Here is a 21,446-nt window from a genome sequence, read left to right as displayed (position 1 = left end):
AAACATATAAAGGAGTTTTTTCTATGGGAAATTTCCACGCTACAACGATATTTGCAGTTCATCATAATGGAGAATGTGCAATGGCTGGAGATGGCCAGGTGACAATGGGAAATGCTGTTGTAATGAAACATACAGCTCGTAAAGTTCGTAAACTTTTCCAAGGGAAAGTTTTAGCTGGTTTTGCAGGCTCGGTTGCTGATGCATTTACTCTTTTTGAAATGTTTGAAGGGAAATTAGAAGAGTACAATGGGAACTTGCAGCGTGCTGCTGTTGAAATGGCGAAACAATGGCGTGGCGACAAAATGTTACGTCAGCTAGAAGCGATGCTCATTGTCATGGATAAAACAACGATGCTCCTTGTTTCAGGTACAGGAGAAGTAATTGAACCGGATGATGGTATTTTAGCAATTGGATCTGGCGGGAATTATGCGCTTTCAGCAGGTCGTGCTTTAAAGCAATATGCAAGTGAACATTTAACAGCGAAGCAAATTGCGAAAGCGAGTTTAGACATTGCTGGCGATATTTGTGTGTATACAAACCACAATATAATTGTGGAAGAATTGTAGAATCGTAAGGGAGGCATTTTATATGCATTTACATTTTACTCCGCGTCAAATTGTGGAAAAATTAGATCAATACATTATCGGTCAAAAAGATGCGAAGAAAGCGGTTGCTGTAGCTTTAAGAAATCGATACCGCCGAAGTAAATTAGCTGAAAATCTACGTGATGAAATTGCACCTAAAAATATTTTAATGATTGGACCGACAGGTGTTGGTAAAACAGAGGTAGCACGACGAATGGCGAAACTCGTTGGAGCACCTTTTATTAAGGTTGAAGCTACTAAATTTACAGAAGTTGGATATGTAGGTAGAGATGTAGAATCGATGGTGCGCGATCTTGTAGAAACGTCAGTTCGCATCGTGAAAGAAGAAATGGTAGTTAACGTACAAGACAAAGCGGAAGAACAAGCGAACCAACGTCTTGTTGAAATTTTAGTGCCGAGTCCGGAGAAGCAATCTGGATTTAAAAACCCATTAGAAATGTTATTTGGTGGCGCTCAAAATTCAAATCAAACAACAGATTCGCAGGAAGATGTTGAAATCGAAAAGAAACGTCAAGACGTAGAAAGAAAGCTTGCTGCAGGACTACTTGAAGATGAAATTGTATCGATTGAAGTGACTGAACAACAGTCTTCTATGTTTGATATGTTACAAGGAACTGGCATGGAACAAATGGGAATGAATTTCCAAGATGCATTAGGAAGTTTTATGCCGAAAAAAACAAAAAAACGTAAACTTTCTGTAAAAGAAGCAAGAAAAGTCTTGACAAATGAGGAAGCACAGCGCTTAATTGATATGGATGAAGTTACACAAGAGGCTGTTTATCGTGCTGAACAGCTCGGGATTATTTTTATCGATGAAATTGACAAAATTGCTGGTAAGCAGTCGAATAGCGTAGATGTATCACGTGAAGGTGTGCAACGTGACATTTTACCAATTGTAGAAGGATCGAATGTTGCGACAAAATACGGATCAGTAAAAACGGATTATATTTTATTCGTTGCAGCTGGAGCGTTTCATATGTCTAAACCGTCGGATTTAATTCCGGAATTACAAGGGAGATTTCCGATTCGAGTAGAATTAACAAAATTATCGACTGATGATTTTGTTAAAATATTAATCGAGCCTGACAATGCGTTAATTAAACAATATATGGCTTTATTAGCGACTGAAGGTATAGAAATTGAATTTTCAGACGAAGCTATTCGTAAGATTGCTGAGATTGCTTATCAAGTTAATCAGGATACAGATAATATTGGAGCAAGAAGACTTCATACGATTATGGAGAAGCTCCTTGAAGATTTATCGTTTGAAGCATCTGAAATTACGTTAGAGAAAATAACGATAACACCTCAATACGTTGAGGAGAAATTAGCAACGATTGCTAAAAATAAAGATGTGAGCCAGTTTATTTTGTAATAGTGTCATCAGGTGACTCGCCCTAGTTTCCAAGTGATGAAAAAATATGTGAGTAATATGTAGGAGGAACTTTTGAAATGGAATTATTAGCAAAAACAAGAAAATTAAATGCGTTATTACAGAGCGCAGCAGGAAAGCCTGTAAACTTTAGAGAAATGTCTGACACAATGTGTGAAGTAATCGAAGCGAACGTATTCGTAGTAAGTCGTCGTGGTAAATTACTAGGATATGCAATTCACCAACAAATCGAGAATGAGCGTATGAAACAAATGCTTGCAGAGCGTCAATTCCCAGAAGAGTATACACAAAGCTTATTCAACATTACAGAAACATCTTCAAACTTAGATGTAAACAGTGCTTACACAGCATTCCCAGTAGAAAATAAAGAATTATTTGGTCAAGGTTTAACTACAATCGTACCGATCGTTGGTGGCGGTGAGCGCTTAGGTACATTAGTATTAGCTCGTCTTGGTCAAGAGTTCTTAGACGATGATTTAATCCTTGCTGAATACAGCTCAACTGTTGTAGGTATGGAAATTTTACGTGAAAAAGCAGAAGAGATCGAAGAAGAAGCACGTAGCAAAGCTGTTGTTCAAATGGCGATTAGCTCATTATCTTACAGTGAGTTAGAAGCAATCGAGCACATCTTCGAAGAGTTAAACGGAACAGAAGGTTTACTTGTTGCAAGTAAAATCGCTGACCGCGTAGGAATCACTCGTTCAGTAATCGTAAATGCACTTCGTAAATTAGAAAGTGCTGGTGTAATTGAGTCGCGTTCGTTAGGTATGAAAGGAACATACATTAAAGTATTAAACGACAAATTCTTACATGAACTTGCTAAATTAAAAACAAACTAATTTATAAAACTCTCCTCATGTTTTTGAGGAGAGTTTTTTTGTATATAACAGATTGATGTTGCTTGTAAATAGCGTCATAATCGTACTCTTTTGAAAAGCTATGAATTGAATTTTACTTTTTTGCTTAAAAGAAATACAGGTTGGTAATACTAGAATTCGAGTATGAACAAAGAAAGTTTTACATTGTTCGCATTTTCGACTTGATTGTAATATTTCAGTATGATATAGTAAGCAGTGGTGTCAGTACAAAGTACACACGTTTACTGATTTAAGTGTTGGTGCTACGTTTGTAGTTTCGCTTAGAGATGAAGTAAACGGAGGATATCAAAAACCATTTAGGAGGAACTATATTATGTCAGTAATTTCTATGAAGCAATTGCTTGAAGCTGGTGTTCACTTCGGACATCAAACTCGTCGTTGGAACCCAAAAATGAAGCGTTACATTTTCACAGAGCGTAACGGTATCTACATCATCGACTTACAAAAAACTGTGAAAAAAGTTGAGGAAGCTTACAGAACGATGCGTGACATCGCTGCTGAAGGCGGAGACATCTTATTCGTAGGTACTAAAAAACAAGCACAAGAAGCTATTAAAGAAGAAGCAACTCGTGCTGGTATGTACTTCGTTAACCAACGTTGGTTAGGTGGAACTTTAACAAACTTCCAAACAATCCAAAAGCGTATCAAGCGTCTTAAAGACATCGAAAGAATGCAAGAAGATGGTACTTTCGAAGTACTACCTAAGAAAGAAGTTGTTCAACTTAAAAAAGAGTTAGAGCGTCTTGAGAAATTCTTAGGCGGTATTAAAGATATGAAAGGTCTTCCAAGTGCATTATTCGTAGTAGACCCTCGTAAAGAGCGTATTGCAGTTGCTGAAGCACGCAAATTACACATTCCAATCATCGGTATCGTTGATACAAACTGTGATCCAGACGAAATCGATCACGTTATCCCAGCAAACGATGATGCAATTCGTGCTGTAAAACTTCTTACATCTAAAATGGCAGACGCGATCCTTGAAGCAAAACAAGGTGAAGAAACTGTTACTGCGTAACAAAGTTGGAAAGGTGATAAGGGGTTCGGCCTTTTATCACCTTTTTTAAGGTATAAACACCTTTATAAAAGGTATAAATACATATTTTAGGAGGATGAAAAGTATGGCAATCACTGCACAAATGGTAAAAGAATTACGTGAAAAAACTGGCGCAGGTATGATGGACTGCAAAAAAGCTTTAACAGAAACTAACGGCGACATGGAGAAGGCAATTGACTTCTTACGTGAAAAAGGTATCGCTAAAGCTGCTAAAAAAGCAGACCGCATCGCTGCTGAAGGTTTAACTTTCATCGAAACAAACGGTAACGACGGTTTAATCTTAGAATTAAACTCTGAAACTGATTTCGTTGCGAAAAACGAAGGTTTCCAAACATTAATTAAAGAATTAGCTGCTCACTTATTAACTAACAAACCGGCTAACGTTGAAGAAGCTATGGCTCAAACAATGGAAAACGGTAAAAAAGTTGAAGAGCACATCAACGAAGCAATCGCTAAAATTGGTGAAAAACTTACACTTCGTCGTTTCGAAATCGTATCAAAAACTGATGCAGATGCATTCGGCGCTTACCTACACATGGGTGGACGCATTGGTGTTCTAACAGTTCTTGAAGGTTCTACTGACGAAGCAGCTGCTAAAGATGTTGCAATGCACATCGCTGCAGTTAACCCTAAATACATCGACCGCGATGCTGTAACAGCTGAAGAAGTTGAGCATGAGCGTCAAGTATTAACACAACAAGCATTAAACGAAGGCAAGCCTGAAAAAATCGTTGCAAAAATGGTTGAAGGCCGTCTTGGCAAATTCTTCGAAGAAATTTGCTTACTTGACCAAGCATTCGTTAAAAACCCTGATATGAAAGTTCGTCAGTTCGTTGAGTCTAAAGGCGGAACATTAAAAGGATTCGTTCGCTACGCTGTTGGTGAAGGTATCGAAAAACGCGAAGACAACTTTGCTGAAGAAGTAATGAACCAAGTAAAAGGTAGTAACTAATACAGATTAGGGAACACATTGTGTTCCCTTTTTTAAAATAAAGATGTAAGCAATTGGAGGTTCATTATGAGTAAACCGAAATATAATCGTGTCGTTTTAAAGCTAAGTGGAGAAGCTTTAGCTGGAGAGCAAGGATTTGGAATTAACCCAGCTGTTATTAAGTCAGTTGCGGAACAAGTGAAAGAAATTGCAGAACTAGATGTAGAGGTTGCTGTTGTTGTTGGTGGCGGTAACATTTGGCGTGGGAAAATTGGAAGTGAGATGGGCATGGATCGTGCAGGAGCAGATTACATGGGTATGTTAGCAACAGTTATGAATTCATTAGCTCTTCAAGATAGCTTAGAGAATATCGGAATTCAAACTCGCGTACAAACTTCAATTGAGATGCGTCAAGTAGCAGAGCCTTACATTCGTCGTAAAGCAGTTCGTCACTTAGAGAAGAAACGTGTTGTTATCTTTGCAGCAGGTACAGGTAATCCATACTTCTCTACAGATACAACAGCGGCATTACGTGCGGCAGAAATTGAAGCAGACGTAATTTTAATGGCGAAAAACAATGTAGATGGCGTATACAATGCTGACCCATCTATTGACCCAACAGCTACGAAATACGAAACGCTTACTTACTTAGATGTATTAAAAGAAGGTTTAGGTGTAATGGATTCTACAGCTTCTTCTCTATGTATGGATAACGATATTCCATTAATTGTATTCTCAGTTATGGAAAAAGGTAATATTAAACGTGCCGTTTTAGGCGAAAATATTGGAACAGTTGTAAGGGGGAAATAAATATGGGACAACAAGTATTAAAGTCTTCAAATGAAAAAATGGAAAAAGCAGTTGTTGCTTATTCTCGTGAATTAGCAACAGTTCGCGCTGGCCGTGCAAACGCGTCTGTATTAGATAAAGTACAAGTTGATTACTATGGTGCACCAACACCAGTTGTGCAATTAGCGAACATTACAGTTCCAGAAGCACGTTTACTTGTAATTCAACCTTATGATAAAACTTCTATCGGTGATATCGAAAAAGCAATTTTAAAAGCAGATTTAGGCTTAAATCCTTCTAATGACGGAACTGTAATTCGTATTGCATTCCCTGCATTAACAGAAGAGCGTCGTCGTGATCTTGTAAAAGTTGTGAAAAAATATGCTGAAGAAGCAAAAGTTGCTGTTCGTAACGTACGTCGTGACGGTAACGATGATCTTAAGAAGCTTGAAAAAGCTGGCGAGATTACAGAAGATGATTTAAGAGGATATACTGAAGATATCCAAAAAGAAACAGATAAATATATTGCAAAAGTTGACGAAATCGCAAAAAACAAAGAAAAAGAAATCATGGAAGTGTAATAGCGATACTTTCGCAAATATGACCCTCTTCTTAAGGGGGTCTTTTTACACTTTTAGGCATACGTCTGCTTGCTGGAGGGTATGAATGATGTTTAAAAACTTTCCTTTTTTTAAAGGTAAAAAGGACACATCGTTTGATCATCTCGTTGAAGAAGTGAAAAAAGGATACATCCCAGAACACATTGCCATCATTATGGATGGTAATGGAAGATGGGCAAAGAGGAGAGCGATGCCTCGTATTGCGGGACATCATGAAGGCATGCAAGTTGTAAAGAAAATCACAAAATTTGCAAGCAAACTTAATGTAAAAGTATTAACTCTTTATGCTTTTTCAACTGAGAACTGGAAAAGACCGAAAAAGGAAGTTGATTATTTAATGAGGCTTCCGGAAGAATTTTTAGGTACATTTTTACCAGAATTGATTGAAGAGAACGTACAAGTCCGAGTAATAGGACAACAAGATCGTCTTCCTACGCATACACGCAGAGCGATGGAGAAGGCCATGGAAGATACGAAAGAGAATACGGGATTAATTCTGAATTTCGCGTTAAACTATGGAAGTCGAGATGAAATCGTTTCTGCTGTGCAACATATGATGAAAGATAGTGAGCAAGGAAAGATTCGTGTAGAAGATGTAAGTGAAGAAATGCTTTCTTCCTACTTAATGACGAGTTCTTTACCTGATCCAGAGTTGTTAATCCGTACGAGCGGAGAGCTACGTATTAGTAATTTCATGTTATGGCAAATTGCATATTCGGAATTTTGGTTTACAGATGTGTATTGGCCAGATTTTACTGAGGAACATTTGTTAAATGCGATTACAGACTTTCAACATAGAGGGCGCAGATTCGGAGGCGTGTAGAAAGAGAGGGTTTGGTAGTGAAACAGAGAATTATTACTGGAGTGGTTGCTGCCGCGCTGTTCATTCCCATCGTAATTTACGGTGGCGTGCCTTTTACGGTTTTAGTGTATGCACTTGCTTCTATAGGCTTATATGAATTAATTCGTATGAATAAGCTTACGCTTATTTCAGTACCAACAGTTTTAGCTGCAGTATTATTATGGGTTATTTTAATTCCAAGTAGTGCATCAGAACTGTTTACTTGGATTGGATTAGGTAAATTAGAAATCACATTTGTGATTGTTTTATTACTTTTATCATATACAGTCCTTTCTAAGAATACATTTACTTTTGACCATGCTTCCTTTTTACTAATGGCAACAACATATGTTGCAATGGGATTCTTATATTTGAATGAAACGAGAATTTTAGGAATTAAATATGTGTTTTGCGCATTATTTATTATATGGGCTACTGATTCAGGCGCATATTTCGTAGGAAAAGCATTAGGGAAAAGAAAATTATGGCCAGAAATTAGTCCAAATAAAACGATTGAAGGTTCATTGGGCGGCATCGTTTGTGGGATTGTTGTGGCAATTGTTTACAATATGTTCTTCCCAGTTGAGGCTAATGTAGGGATTTTAATTGTGTTGACAATTATCATTTCTATTTTTGGACAAATTGGTGATTTAGTACAATCTGCATTTAAACGTCATTATGGCGTAAAAGATTCAGGTACAATTTTACCTGGACATGGTGGTATATTAGATCGAACAGATAGTTGGTTATTTGTTTTACCAATTCTCTACTTCTTATTACAATACAATTAATAAATGAACGAGGGGTTGGAGTCATGAAAAACATTAGTTTATTAGGTGCAAGCGGATCAATTGGTACACAAACTTTAGATGTATTACGCTCGCACCCAGACCAATTCCGTCTCGTTGCTTTTTCTGTAGGGAAAAATATTGACTACGCAGTAAAGGTAATTCAAGAATTTTCTCCGCAAATTGTCTCTGTGCAAAGAGAGGAAGATGTTTTAAAATTACAAGCTGTCTCTGGTAATACAAAAATTGTATATGGTAGTGAAGGGCTTTTAGAAGTAGCATTACATCCAGATGCAGAGATTGTAGTAAATGCTGTTGTAGGTAGCGTAGGGTTGTTACCAACACTTCGTGCAATTGAGGCGAAAAAAACAATTGGAATTGCAAACAAAGAAACGTTAGTAACTGCAGGGCATCTTGTAATGGAAGCAGCGCGAAAACATAATGTTTCGTTACTTCCAGTAGACAGTGAACATTCAGCTATTTTTCAATGCTTGAATGGTGAAAATGAAAAAAGAATTTCTCGGCTAATTATTACGGCTTCTGGAGGAAGTTTCCGCGATAAAACGAGAGATGAATTGCATCATGTGACCGTAGAAGATGCGCTTCGACATCCAAACTGGTCAATGGGTTCGAAAATTACAATTGATTCTGCTACAATGATGAATAAGGGGCTAGAAGTAATTGAAGCACATTGGCTTTTTGGTATCCCTTATGAGCAAATCGATGTTGTTTTACATAAAGAAAGTATTATTCATTCTATGGTTGAATTTGAAGATCGTAGTGTGATGGCACAGCTTGGCTCACCTGATATGCGAGTACCAATTCAATACGCACTTACATATCCTGATCGATTACCTCTTTCAGACACAAAGCAGTTAAATTTATGGGAAATGGGTACATTGCATTTTGAGAAAATGAACCAAGAACGTTTCCGTTGCTTGCGCTTTGCGTATGAAGCTGGAAAAGCAGGCGGAAGTATGCCAGCTGTAATGAATGCAGCGAATGAAGTAGCTGTTGAAGCTTTTTTACAAAAGAGAATTGGTTTCTTAACAGTGGAAGACCTCATTGAAAAAGCAATGAACCATCACAATGTCATTGCACGTCCGAGCTTAGAGGAAATTCTGGAAATTGATGCAACCACAAGACGGTTTGTGATGGAACAAATTTAGCAAAGGTGGTATGGAATTGAATACAGCGATTGCCTTTATATTAATTTTCGGTGCACTCGTATTTTTCCATGAGCTAGGGCATCTATATTTCGCAAAAAGAGCAGGTATTTTATGCCGTGAGTTTGCGATTGGTTTTGGTCCGAAAATATTCTCATTTGAAAAGAATGAAACGGTGTATACGATTCGATTACTGCCCCTTGGTGGCTATGTAAGAATGGCTGGCGAGGATGCAGACACAGTAGAGTTAAAGCCTGGGAAAAAGGTTGGCCTTGTATTAAATGAAAAAGACGAAGTTACAAAATTAGTTTTTGATGGGCATGAAAAGTATCCAAATGTCCGCGTTATAGAAGTGGAGCAAGCTGATTTAGAACATAAGTTAACAATTTCGGGCTATGAAGAGTACGAGGAAGAGCTTCAAACATTCCGTGTGAATGAAAAGGCTCGTATTATTACTGCTGGTGAAGAGATTCAAATTGCTCCGTATAATAGGCAGTTTGGCTCTAAAAAATTAGGTCAACGTGCCTTAACAATCTTTGCAGGTCCTGCTATGAACTTCATTTTAGCGTTTGTTATTTTTGTGATTCTTGGATTTGTACAAGGTGTTCCTGTTGACAAGCCAATGGTCGGAAAAGTAATGGAGAATAGTGCAGCAGAGCAAGCTGGATTAAAAGAAAATGATACAATTCAAGCAATTGATGGGAAAAACACAAGTACATGGAAAGATGTTGTTACCATTGTACGTGAAAACCCGAATAAAGAAATTACGTTACAAGTAAAGCGTGATAGTGAACAGTTTAATGTGAAAGTAACGCCAACGCTTGATAAAGAAGGTAAAGAAGAAGTTGGTAGAATCGGTGTTTACTCTCCTGTAGAGAAAACAGTGATGGGTTCTATTAAATCAGGTTTTGAGCAAACATACCAATGGACGAAACTAATTTTTGAGTCTCTTGTAAAATTAGTAACTGGTCAATTCTCTATTAATGAGTTATCAGGTCCAGTAGGAATTTATAATCTAACAGATCAAGTAGTAGATTATGGATTTACGCGTGTATTAAGTTTAGCTGCAGTATTAAGTATTAACCTTGGTTTATTTAATTTACTACCAGTTCCTGCTTTAGATGGTGGACGTTTGTTCTTCTTCTTAATTGAAGCGTTACGAGGGAAACCAATTGATCGCCAAAAAGAAGGTATGGTTCACTTTATCGGTTTTGCATTATTAATGTTACTTATGTTAGTTGTAACTTGGAATGACATTCGTAAGTTTTTCTTGTAAAATAAAGTGAAACTTATAATGAAATAGAGCTCGTAGAATAAAATCCCTCACCTAACTCGAGGTGAGGGGTTTTCCTGCGTGTAAGAGTAAAATGAAGAGGTGCGAATAAATGAAACAAAGTATGGTATTCAGTCCTACATTACGTGAAGTTCCAGCTGATGCGGAGATTAAGAGTCATCAGTTATTACTTCGTGCAGGTTTTATGCGTCAAAATGCTTCTGGTATTTATAGTTTTCTACCATTTGGTTTAAAAGTACTACACAAAGTAGAACGTATCGTTCGAGAAGAAATGGAGCGCGCAGGTGCTGTAGAGTTATTAATGCCAGCGATGCAAGCTGCAGAATTATGGCAAGAATCAGGCCGTTGGTATTCTTACGGATCTGAATTAATGCGTATGAAAGATCGTAACGCTCGTGAATTCGCATTAGGAGCAACACACGAGGAAGTAATTACAGATCTTGTACGTGATGAAGTAAAATCATACAAAAAATTACCGTTAACATTATACCAAATTCAAACAAAATTCCGTGATGAACAAAGACCTCGTTTCGGTTTATTACGCGGAAGAGAGTTTCTAATGAAAGATGCATACTCTTTCCATGCTACACAAGAGAGCTTAGATGAAGTGTATGATCGCTTATACAAAGCATACTCTAACATTTTTGCTCGTTGTGGTTTGAATTTCCGTGCGGTTATTGCCGATTCTGGAGCAATGGGCGGAAAAGATACACATGAATTTATGGTATTATCTGATGTTGGTGAAGATACAATTGCATATTCTGATACATCTGATTATGCAGCGAACATCGAAATGGCTCCTGTTGTAGCTACGTATACGAAGAGTGACGAAGCAGAAAAAGCACTTGAAAAAGTAGCAACGCCAGACCAAAAAGCAATTGAAGAAGTATCTGCATTCTTAAACATTGAAGCTGACAAGTGCATTAAGTCTATGGTATTTAAAGTAGATGAGAAATTAGTAGTGGTACTTGTTCGTGGAGATCATGAAGTAAACGATGTAAAAGTGAAAAATGTATACGGTGCTTCAGTTGTTGAGCTTGCTTCTCATGAAGAAGTAAAACAACTATTAAATTGTGAAGTTGGTTCATTAGGACCGATTGGTGTAACAGGTGATATCGAAATTATCGCTGACCATGCTGTAGCATCGATTGTTAACGGATGTTCAGGAGCGAACGAAGAAGGATTCCATTATGTAAATGTAAATCCAGAACGTGATTTTAAAGTAAGTCAATATACAGATTTACGTTTCATCCAAGAAGGAGACCAATCTCCGGATGGAAACGGAACAATTCTTTTCGCACGCGGAATTGAAGTTGGTCATGTATTCAAATTAGGAACTCGTTATAGTGAAGCAATGAACGCAACATTCCTAGATGAAAACGGAAAAACACAACCACTTATTATGGGTTGTTACGGTATCGGGGTATCTCGTACAGTAGCAGCAATTGCAGAGCAGTTTAATGATGAGAACGGTTTAGTTTGGCCAAAAGCTGTTGCACCATTCCATGTGCATGTAATTCCAGTAAATATGAAATCTGATGCACAACGTGAAATGGGTGAAAACATTTACAACTCACTACAAGAGCAAGGATATGAAGTATTACTAGACGATCGTGCAGAACGTGCAGGTGTTAAATTTGCAGATGCAGATTTATTCGGCCTTCCAGTTCGTGTGACAGTTGGTAAAAAAGCAGACGAAGGTATTGTAGAAGTGAAAGTACGCGCTACAGGCGAGTCTGAAGAAGTGAAAGTAGAAGAACTTCAAACATATATTGCTAATATTTTAAAATAAGAAGAGGTACCTCGTAATGAGGTACCTTCTCTTTCTTTGTAAACGTATTTTGTAAAAGAAGAAGGGAGAAATCTTTCTTTGTAGTACGTTTCAATTTATAATAGCAAATGGAAGGAGAGTGCTTATGTCTTTAACAAATGAACAACAAGAGCGATTTCAAATTTTGCTCCAGCAGTTGCAAATACCAGACGACCTTATAAATCAATATTTACAAGGCGGTGGTATTGAAAGGCTCGTTATTGATAAAACAAATAAAAGTTGGCATTTTAATTTACAAGTGCCACGTATTTTGCCTACAGAATTATATGAATTGCTAGAAACAAAGCTTAAGCAATCATTTTCTCATATTGCAAGAACAACATTTGCATTAGAAACAGAGAATAAACAATTTACAGAAGAAGAAGTGAGGGCGTATTGGCCACTTTGTACGGAACGAATTACATTTTCACCTATGTTTGCTTACTTAAAGAAGCAGCTTCCTCAGGTGAATGGAGTGAAGTTGCTTATAAATGTGAATAATGAGCTGGAATCTACGGCTTTAAAGAAAAACGTTGCGAAACCAGTAGGGGATCAATATGAAGCTTTTGGATTCCCACGTTTCCAGTTAGACACACATATACAGCAAAATACAGAAGAAATGCAAAAGTTTCGTGAGCAAACGCAGCAAGAAGACCGCGAACGTGTTATACAAGCTATGGAAGAAATGGCGAAGAAGCAAGCTGAAGAAAGTAGCGTTGTGCATGAAGGACCGGTTGTACTCGGATATCTTATTAAGCCAGATGAAGAGATTACACCGATGCGAGAAATTCAAGATGAAGAAAGAAGAAAAACGGTTCAAGGATATGTCTTCCACGTAGAAACGAAAGAACTTCGTAGTGGACGTACGTTATTAACTTTAAAAATAACGGATTATACGGATTCTATTATGATCAAAATGTTCTCCCGTGACAAAGAAGATATTCCAATGCTGCAGTCCTTGAAAAAAGGAATGTGGGTAAAAGCGCGTGGTTCTGTTCAAAATGATACATTCGTTCGAGATTTAGTAATGATTGCAAATGATATTAATGAAATAACGGGACCGTCCCGTAAAGATAAAGCGCCAGAAGGTGAAAAACGAGTAGAACTTCATCTTCACACTCCGATGAGCCAAATGGACGCTGTTACTCCTGTTTCTAGACTTGTGGCCCAAGCAGGTAAATGGGGGCATGAGGCTATTGCAGTAACGGATCATGCTGTTGCACAGTCTTTCCCAGAAGCGTATTCTGCGGGTAAAAAGGCTGGGGTTAAAGTTATATACGGTGTCGAGGCAAATTTAGTTAATGATGGTGTACCGATTGCATATAACGAAGCGCATCGTCTACTTGCAGATGAAACATATGTTGTCTTTGACGTTGAGACGACGGGCTTATCTGCTGTGTATGACACTGTTATTGAGTTAGCTGCTGTAAAAGTAAAAGGTGGCGAAATTATTGACCGTTTTGAATCTTTTGCAAATCCGCATCAACCGTTATCGGCAACGATTATTGAATTAACAGGTATTACAGATGATATGTTAACTGATGCACCAGAAGTGGACGAAGTGTTTAAAAAGTTTGCGGAATGGATGGGTGACCATACACTTGTTGCTCATAACGCAAGCTTCGATATGGGCTTTATTAACGTAGGTTTTAAAAAGGCTGGACTAGAAAAAACGAATAACCCAGTTATTGATACGTTAGAACTTGCAAGATTCTTATTTCCAGAAATGAAAAACCACCGATTAAATACAATGTGTAAAAAGCTTGATATTGAATTAACGCAACATCACCGTGCGATTTATGATACAGAAGCAACGGGATATTTACTTGTGAAAATGTTAAAAGATGTAATTGAAAAAGGTTTTGAATATCACGATCAATTAAATGATAGTATGGGGCAAGGAGATGCGTATAAACGCGGGCGTCCAAGCCATATGACATTGCTTGCTACATCAGATGTTGGATTGAAAAATTTATATAAACTAGTTTCATACTCTCACTTAAATTACTTTTACCGTGTACCACGAGTACCGAGATCACTATTAAAAAAGTATCGTGAAGGTATTTTAGTAGGAACGGCTTGTGATAAAGGTGAAGTGTTTGAGGCAATGATGCAAAAAGCTCCTGAAGAGGTAGAAGAAATTGCGCAGTTCTACGATTACATTGAAGTAATGCCACCAGAAGTGTTACGTCATTTAGTAGAGCGTGAACTCGTTCGAGATGAAGGGCAATTAAAAACAATTATTGCTAACTTAGTAAAACTAGGTGAGACTTTAGATAAACCAGTTGTTGCTACAGGAAATGTGCACTACTTAAATCCAGAAGATGCAATGTATCGTAAAATTTTAGTTAGTTCACAGGGCGGAGCCAATCCGTTAAACCGACACTCATTACCACCTGTACATTTCCGTACAACGGATGAAATGTTAGAGTGTTTCTCATTTTTAGGTGAAGACGTAGCGAAAGAAATTGTTGTAACGAATACACAAAAGATTGCATCATTAATTGGTGATGTTCATCCAGTAAAAGATGATCTATATACACCGAAAATTGAAGGTGCAGATGATGAAACGCGTGATATGAGTTATAAAATGGCGCGTAGCATTTATGGTGAAGAGTTACCTGAAATAGTAGAAGCACGTTTAGAAAAAGAATTAAAAAGTATTATTGGGCATGGATTCGCCGTAATTTATTTAATTTCACATAAACTTGTGAAAAAATCATTAGTAGACGGATATCTAGTAGGTTCGCGTGGATCGGTAGGTTCATCATTCGTTGCAACGATGATGGAAATTACAGAAGTAAACCCATTACCACCACATTATGTATGTCCGAAATGTAAGCAATCAGAATTCTTTAATGATGGTTCTGTAGGTTCTGGTTTTGACTTACCGGATAAAGAATGTCCTGCATGTAACGTTCCATACGTAAAAGATGGACATGATATTCCGTTCGAAACGTTCCTTGGATTTAAAGGAGATAAGGTACCCGACATCGATTTGAATTTCTCCGGGGAATATCAACCACGTGCCCATAACTATACGAAAGTACTGTTTGGTGAAGATTATGTATATCGTGCAGGAACGATTGGTACAGTTGCGGAAAAAACGGCTTATGGATATGTAAAAGGTTATGCGAACGATCATAACTTAACGATCCGAAATGCAGAGATTGACCGCTTAGTAGCAGGATGTACTGGTGTAAAACGTACAACAGGACAGCATCCAGGTGGTATTATTGTTGTGCCAGATTATATGGACATCTTTGATTTCTCACCAATACAGTTTCCGGCAGATTCAATAGGGGCTGAGTGGAGAACAACACACTTTGATTTCCACTCGATTCATGATAATTTATTGAAACTTGATATACTAGGACACGATGATCCGACGGTTATTCGTATGTTACAAGATTTAAGTGGTATTGATCCGAAAACAATCCCAACGGACGATCCAGAAGTAATGAAAATTTTCTCAGGTCCAGAATCATTAGGGGTAACGGAAGAACAAATTAACTGTAAAACAGGTACACTTGGTATACCAGAGTTTGGTACGAAATTCGTAAGACAGATGTTAGAAGAGACGAAACCGACGACATTCTCAGAGTTAGTTCAAATTTCTGGACTATCGCATGGTACGGACGTATGGCTAGGTAATGCAAACGAGTTAATTTATAACGGTACATGTACGCTGAGCGAAGTTATTGGTTGTCGTGATGACATCATGGTATATTTAATTTATCAAGGTTTAGACCCATCATTAGCCTTCAAAATAATGGAGTCCGTTCGTAAAGGGAAAGGTGTACCAGAAGAATGGGAAGAGGATATGAAAAGTAATAATGTACCTGGTTGGTATATTGAGTCATGTAAGAAGATTAAGTACATGTTCCCTAAAGCCCATGCAGCTGCGTACGTACTTATGGCTGTGCGTATCGCATACTTTAAAGTGCATTTTGCGCTTCTATTCTATGCCGCATACTTTACGGTTCGTGCAGATGACTTTGACGTAGAAGCAATGGCGAAAGGTTCAGCATCTATACGTGCAAGAATTGATGAAATTGCGCAGAAAGGTTTGGACGCAGCGCCGAAAGAGAAGAGTTTATTAACGGTACTAGAAATGACACTTGAAATGTGTGAGCGTGGATATTCATTCCAAAAGGTTGATTTATATCGCTCACATGCAACAGACTTTATTATTGATGGGGATACGTTAATTCCTCCATTTAATGCAGTGCCTGGACTTGGTACAAACGCAGCTTTAAGTATTGTAGAAGCGCGCAAAAATGGAGATTTCTTATCAAAAGAAGATTTACAGCAGCGCAGTAAGGTTTCAAAAACAATTATTGAGTATCTAGATAGTCAAGGTTGTTTAGGAGATCTACCTGACCAAAACCAGTTATCACTGTTCTGATAGGTAGGAAAAGTCTTTGCAAATCAACATTTGCTATGGTATACTATTAACCGAGATAACCATGTCATGTATATTGTGTGAAAAAAAGAGTGGGGAAACCCACTCTTTCTTGTTACTATCTACATTTTATTGATGTGGAGAGGTAAGAAATTTCTGTCGTATATACATATTTTGTTACAAGTTTTACTTCTTAAATTTGGTAATACTAAGACAGATATTCCCTGCTTAATGGCAGGGGCTTTTGTTAGCTAACGAGAAAGAATAAGATAGACCGTTCTATGGACGGGGTCTTTTCTTGTAAATGGTACATGACGGCAGGAAGGAGGCTGTTTATGGATAAGAAAGTCACAGAAGTTGTAGAAGCATTTGCGCAGCCAATCGTTGAAGAGTTAAATCTTGAACTTGTAGATGTAGAGTATGTGAAAGAAGGACAAGACTGGTTCTTACGCGTATTCATCGATTCTGAAAAGGGAGTCGACATTGAAGAATGCGGTGCGGTGAGTGAACGTTTAAGCGAAGCTTTAGATAAAGAGGATCCAATTCCTCATCTTTACTTTTTGGATGTATCATCTCCTGGAGCAGAACGTCCATTAAAGAAAGAGAAAGACTTCCAGCAAGCGGTAGGAAAACAAGTGGCAATTAAAACATATGAGCCGATTGATGGTGAAAAGATGTTTGAAGGCAAAATGCTTTCCTACGATGGTACTACAATTACACTATTATTAACAATTAAAACACGTAAAAAAGAAATCCAAATTCCAATGGATAAAGTTGCAAATGCGCGACTTGCTGTTACGTTTTAGTTAGAAGGGGGATCTTCATGAGCACTGAGTTGTTAGATGCCTTGCTCGTATTAGAGTCAGAAAAAGGAATTAGCAAAGATATTATTATTGATGCGATTGAAGCAGCGTTAATCTCTGCTTATAAACGCAATTTTAACCAAGCACAAAACGTTCGTGTGAGCTTTAACCCAGAAGTGGGAACAATCCAAGTTTTAGCACGTAAAGACGTTGTTGATAATGTGTTTGATCCACGTCTTGAAATTTCTGTTGAAGAAGCAAGACAAATTAATCCAAACTATCAAGATGGTGACGTACTAGAAATTGAAGTAACACCAAAAGATTTCGGTCGTATTGCAGCACAAACTGCAAAACAAGTTGTAACACAACGAGTGCGTGAAGCAGAGCGTGGTGTTATTTACTCTGAGTTTAGTGACCGTGAAGAAGATATCATGGTTGGTATCGTACAACGTCAGGATGCTCGTTTCATTTATGTAAGCTTAGGGAAAGTAGAAGCTTTATTACCTGTAAGTGAGCAAATGCCAAACGAACAGTACAAACCACATGATCGCATTCGCGTATTCATTACGAAAGTAGAAAAAACAACAAAAGGACCACAAATTTACGTATCACGTACACATCCTGGTCTTTTAAAACGTTTATTCGAAATGGAAGTTCCTGAAATTTATGATGGAACTGTTGAAATTCGTTCTGTAGCACGTGAAGCGGGCGATCGTTCAAAAATCTCTGTACATGCAGAGAACATTGATGTTGATCCAGTAGGTTCTTGTGTAGGACCGAAAGGACAACGTGTACAACGCATTGTAGACGAACTAAAAGGTGAAAAGATTGACATCGTTCGCTGGTCAAATGATCCAGTAGAATATGTTGCCAATGCTTTAAGCCCATCACAAGTTGTGAAAGTACTTGTAGATGAAGAAGAAAAAGCAACAACTGTTGTTGTTCCAGACCACCAACTGTCATTAGCTATCGGTAAACGTGGACAAAATGCACGTCTAGCAGCTAAATTAACAGGTTGGAAAATTGATATTAAGAGTGAGTCTGATGCGAAACAACTTGGTATTGTAACAGAAGAAGATAGCGTAGTCGCATTCGGATTCGATTCAGTTGAAGACGAAATCGAATAGAGGTGATGAGTATGAGCAATCGAAAAGTTCCGTTACGAAAATGTGTTGCAACGCAAGAAATGAAATCAAAACGAGAGCTCGTTCGCATTGTTCGTTCCAAAGAGGGAGAAGTGTCTATTGATTTAACTGGAAAGAAATCAGGACGAGGTGCTTATTTATCAAAAGATAAAGAAAGCATTCTTCAAGCTCAAAAGAAAAATGTTTTGGAACATCATCTAAAAGCGAAAATCGACAGTTCTCTTTATGAAGAGCTTCTTGAGCTTGTTGAGAAGGAGTCGAAATAAGTGTCCGATTGGAAATCGTTTTTAGGACTAGCAAACCGGGCTCGAAAAATTATTTCGGGTGAAGAACTCGTTTTAAAAGAAGTACGAAGTGGTAAAGCAAAACTTGTTTTGCTATCTGAGGATGCGTCAGCAAATACTGCAAAGCGTATTACGGATAAAACGACGTATTACAACGTACCAATGAGAAAGGTCGAAAATCGACAACAATTAGGGCATGCGATTGGGAGAGATGAGCGAGTCGTTGTAGCTGTGTTAGATGAAGGCTTTGCGAAAAAGCTGCGTAGCATGCTCGATACAAATTACCGGGGGTGAAGGTATGAGTAAAATTCGAGTGCATGAATATGCAAAAAAACATAATATCTCAAGTAAAGATCTTATGACAAAACTAAAAGAAATGAATATCGAGGTTTCGAATCATATGACAATGTTAGACGATGAAGTAGTAAACAAATTAGATAATGAGTATCAAACTGAAAAACCTTCTGTTGCAGATGAGTTTGAAGTAGAAGAAAAAGTTGTTCGTAGTAAAAAGAACAGCAATAAGAAAAAGAAAAAAGGCAAAGGAAACGAAGACAAGCGTCAAGAGAACTTTGCTGGAAGACAACAAACACAAACTGTAGAAACACCAGATAAAATTACTTTCTCTGGAAGCCTTACAGTAGGTGATCTTGCTAAGAAATTAAGCAAAGAGCCATCTGAAATTATTAAGAAGCTCTTCATGCTTGGAATTATGGCAACAATTAACCAAGACTTAGATAAAGATACAATTGAGTTAATTGCTAACGACTACGGTATTGAAGTAGAAGAAGAAGTAATTGTGAGCGAGACTGAGTTTGAAACATTCATCGATGAGCAAGATGATGAAGAGAACTTAAAAGAGCGTCCAGCTGTAGTTACAATCATGGGACACGTTGACCATGGTAAAACAACATTACTTGACTCTATCCGTAACTCTAAAGTAACTGCTGGAGAAGCAGGTGGAATTACTCAGCATATTGGTGCATACCAAGTTGAAGTAAATGACAAGAAGATTACATTCTTAGATACACCTGGTCACGCGGCGTTTACAACGATGCGTGCTCGTGGTGCACAAGTAACGGATATTACAATCCTTGTTGTTGCAGCTGATGACGGTGTTATGCCACAAACAGTTGAAGCAATTAACCATGCGAAAGCAGCAGGAGTACCAATTATTGTTGCTGTGAATAAAATGGATAAACCAGCTGCGAACCCTGATCGCGTAATGCAAGAACTAACAGAATATGAATTAGTTCCAGAAGCATGGGGTGGAGATACTATCTTCGTACCAATTTCTGCGATTCAAGGTGAAGGTATTGACAACTTACTAGAAATGATTCTTCTTGTAAGTGAAGTAGAGGAATACAAAGCAAATCCAAACCGCTATGCAACTGGTACTGTAATTGAAGCACAGCTTGATAAAGGTAAAGGAACTATCGCGACATTACTTGTTCAAAACGGTACGCTTCGAGTTGGAGACCCAATCGTTGTTGGTACTTCATTCGGACGTGTTCGTGCAATGGTAAGTGATATTGGTCGTCGTGTAAAAGTTGCTGGTCCATCAACTCCTGTTGAAATTACAGGTTTAAACGAAGTACCACAAGCGGGAGATCGTTTCATGGCATTCGCTGATGAGAAGAAAGCTCGTCAAATCGGTGAATCACGTGCACAAGAAGCGTTACTTGCTCAACGTGGTGAAAAATCTAAATTAAGCCTTGAAGATTTATTCCAACAAATCCAAGAGGGCGATGTAAAAGAAATTAACTTAATTGTCAAAGCAGACGTACAAGGTTCTGTAGAAGCAATGGCAGCATCACTTCGTAAAATTGATGTTGAAGGTGTTAAAGTTAAAATTATCCATACAGGCGTAGGTGCGATTACAGAATCTGATATCATTTTAGCTTCTGCATCTAATGCAATTGTAATTGGATTTAACGTACGCCCAGATGTGAATGCGAAGCGTACAGCTGAATTAGAGAACGTTGATATTCGTTTACACCGTATTATTTATAAAGTAATCGAAGAGATCGAAGCAGCGATGCAAGGTATGTTAGATCCAGAATTCGAAGAAAAAGTAATCGGTCAAGCAGAAGTACGTCAAACGTTTAAAGTAACAAAAGTTGGAACAATCGCAGGTTGTTACGTAACAGACGGTAAAATTACACGTGATAGTGGCGTGCGTATTATCCGTGATGGCGTAGTAATCTTCGAAGGACAACTTGATACGTTAAAACGTTTCAAAGACGACGTAAAAGAAGTTGCACAAAACTATGAGTGTGGTATTACAATTGAGCGATATAATGATCTTAAAGAAGGGGACATCATTGAAGCTTACATTATGGAAGAAGTGAAGCGATGATTATCGCTTCACTCTCATTCGAGTGTATGATTTACGATGTGCATTCTTTAAAAGAGAAACGAGCAATTTTGCAAAGGGTGCTAACTCGTGTGAAACAGCGTTATAACGTAGCTGTTTCAGAAGTAGGGCATCAAGATGTATGGCAACGTACAGAAATTGCAATTGTTTCTGTATCCTCTAATCGTGTTATTTGTGAAAAAGAAATGAATCGTGTACTTGAGTACATCGATTCATTTCCTGAAATTGAACGTACGGTAACACAATTGGAATGGTATTGAATG

Annotated in this window: 19 protein-coding genes; all 19 read left to right on the top strand. The window is 37.9% G+C overall.

The annotated features are described in order from the left end of the window. Positions 1-23: 23 nt before the first annotated feature. The 19 genes from hslV to Q9B79_RS08105 all read left to right on the top strand — a co-directional run bounded on the left by hslV (position 24) and on the right by Q9B79_RS08105 (position 21,443). Entirely contained in the window at positions 24-566 is a 543-nt protein-coding gene (hslV, locus tag Q9B79_RS08195) for an ATP-dependent protease proteolytic subunit HslV (protein ID WP_000526271.1), read from the top strand. A gap of 22 nt (positions 567-588) precedes the next feature. Continuing rightward, entirely contained in the window at positions 589-1,980 is a 1,392-nt protein-coding gene (hslU, locus tag Q9B79_RS08190; RefSeq protein WP_002194930.1) for an ATP-dependent protease ATPase subunit HslU, read from the top strand. A gap of 77 nt (positions 1,981-2,057) precedes the next feature. Further along, positions 2,058-2,837 carry a GTP-sensing pleiotropic transcriptional regulator CodY gene (gene codY, locus Q9B79_RS08185; RefSeq protein WP_000421288.1) on the top strand — a complete coding sequence of 260 codons (780 nt, stop codon included), beginning with the start codon at positions 2,058-2,060 and terminating at the stop codon, positions 2,835-2,837. Positions 2,838-3,189: 352 nt separating this feature from the next. Continuing rightward, positions 3,190-3,891, top strand: coding sequence for a 30S ribosomal protein S2 (rpsB, locus tag Q9B79_RS08180; protein ID WP_000111485.1), 702 nt, complete (start codon positions 3,190-3,192; stop codon positions 3,889-3,891). Between the two features lie 103 nt (positions 3,892-3,994). Next, entirely contained in the window at positions 3,995-4,882 is an 888-nt protein-coding gene (tsf, locus tag Q9B79_RS08175) for a translation elongation factor Ts (RefSeq protein WP_060631984.1), read from the top strand. A gap of 66 nt (positions 4,883-4,948) precedes the next feature. Beyond that, positions 4,949-5,671, top strand: coding sequence for a UMP kinase (gene pyrH, locus Q9B79_RS08170; protein WP_000042663.1), 723 nt, complete (start codon positions 4,949-4,951; stop codon positions 5,669-5,671). A 2-nt stretch (positions 5,672-5,673) separates the two neighbouring features. Then, entirely contained in the window at positions 5,674-6,231 is a 558-nt protein-coding gene (frr, locus tag Q9B79_RS08165; protein WP_306183354.1) for a ribosome recycling factor, read from the top strand. Between the two features lie 85 nt (positions 6,232-6,316). Next, the gene (gene uppS / locus Q9B79_RS08160; RefSeq protein ID WP_306183353.1) at positions 6,317-7,093 is read left to right on the top strand and encodes an undecaprenyl pyrophosphate synthase; all 777 of its coding nucleotides are present in this window, start codon (positions 6,317-6,319) and stop codon (positions 7,091-7,093) included. Between the two features lie 17 nt (positions 7,094-7,110). After that, positions 7,111-7,902, top strand: coding sequence for a phosphatidate cytidylyltransferase (cdsA, locus tag Q9B79_RS08155; RefSeq protein WP_306183352.1), 792 nt, complete (start codon positions 7,111-7,113; stop codon positions 7,900-7,902). A gap of 23 nt (positions 7,903-7,925) precedes the next feature. Then, positions 7,926-9,068 (top strand): 1-deoxy-D-xylulose-5-phosphate reductoisomerase, encoded by a 1,143-nt coding sequence (gene dxr, locus Q9B79_RS08150; RefSeq protein ID WP_098667735.1) that lies wholly within the window; start codon positions 7,926-7,928, stop codon positions 9,066-9,068. Between the two features lie 16 nt (positions 9,069-9,084). Beyond that, a complete protein-coding gene (rseP, locus tag Q9B79_RS08145; RefSeq protein WP_306183351.1) occupies positions 9,085-10,341 on the top strand; it encodes an RIP metalloprotease RseP in 1,257 nt (418 codons plus the stop codon). 109 nt (positions 10,342-10,450) lie between these two features. Further along, positions 10,451-12,151, top strand: coding sequence for a proline--tRNA ligase (locus tag Q9B79_RS08140; protein ID WP_210625277.1), 1,701 nt, complete (start codon positions 10,451-10,453; stop codon positions 12,149-12,151). A gap of 124 nt (positions 12,152-12,275) precedes the next feature. Beyond that, the gene (locus Q9B79_RS08135; RefSeq protein ID WP_306183350.1) at positions 12,276-16,577 is read left to right on the top strand and encodes a PolC-type DNA polymerase III; all 4,302 of its coding nucleotides are present in this window, start codon (positions 12,276-12,278) and stop codon (positions 16,575-16,577) included. 332 nt (positions 16,578-16,909) lie between these two features. Then, positions 16,910-17,380, top strand: a complete 471-nt coding sequence (gene rimP, locus Q9B79_RS08130; RefSeq protein ID WP_000359097.1) for a ribosome maturation factor RimP — start codon at positions 16,910-16,912, stop codon at positions 17,378-17,380. A 17-nt stretch (positions 17,381-17,397) separates the two neighbouring features. Beyond that, positions 17,398-18,504 carry a transcription termination factor NusA gene (nusA, locus tag Q9B79_RS08125; protein ID WP_098667740.1) on the top strand — a complete coding sequence of 369 codons (1,107 nt, stop codon included), beginning with the start codon at positions 17,398-17,400 and terminating at the stop codon, positions 18,502-18,504. An 11-nt stretch (positions 18,505-18,515) separates the two neighbouring features. Beyond that, a complete protein-coding gene (rnpM, locus tag Q9B79_RS08120; RefSeq protein WP_000071128.1) occupies positions 18,516-18,788 on the top strand; it encodes an RNase P modulator RnpM in 273 nt (90 codons plus the stop codon). Next, complete coding sequence (locus Q9B79_RS08115) at positions 18,789-19,100, top strand: YlxQ family RNA-binding protein (protein WP_001286518.1); 312 nt, start codon at positions 18,789-18,791, stop codon at positions 19,098-19,100. Positions 19,101-19,104: 4 nt separating this feature from the next. Then, positions 19,105-21,165 (top strand): translation initiation factor IF-2, encoded by a 2,061-nt coding sequence (infB, locus tag Q9B79_RS08110; protein ID WP_000036344.1) that lies wholly within the window; start codon positions 19,105-19,107, stop codon positions 21,163-21,165. Continuing rightward, positions 21,162-21,443, top strand: a complete 282-nt coding sequence (locus Q9B79_RS08105; RefSeq protein WP_078419073.1) for a DUF503 domain-containing protein — start codon at positions 21,162-21,164, stop codon at positions 21,441-21,443. The genes infB and Q9B79_RS08105 overlap by 4 nt, the downstream gene beginning before the upstream one ends. Positions 21,444-21,446 lie beyond the last annotated feature (3 nt).

The sequence above is a fragment of the Bacillus sp. MHSD_36 genome, assembly GCF_030757775.1.
Classification (GTDB): Bacteria; Bacillota; Bacilli; order Bacillales; family Bacillaceae_G; genus Bacillus_A.
Note: the sequence above shows the minus strand (reverse complement) of the source record. Positions and strands in the feature narration are given on the sequence as shown.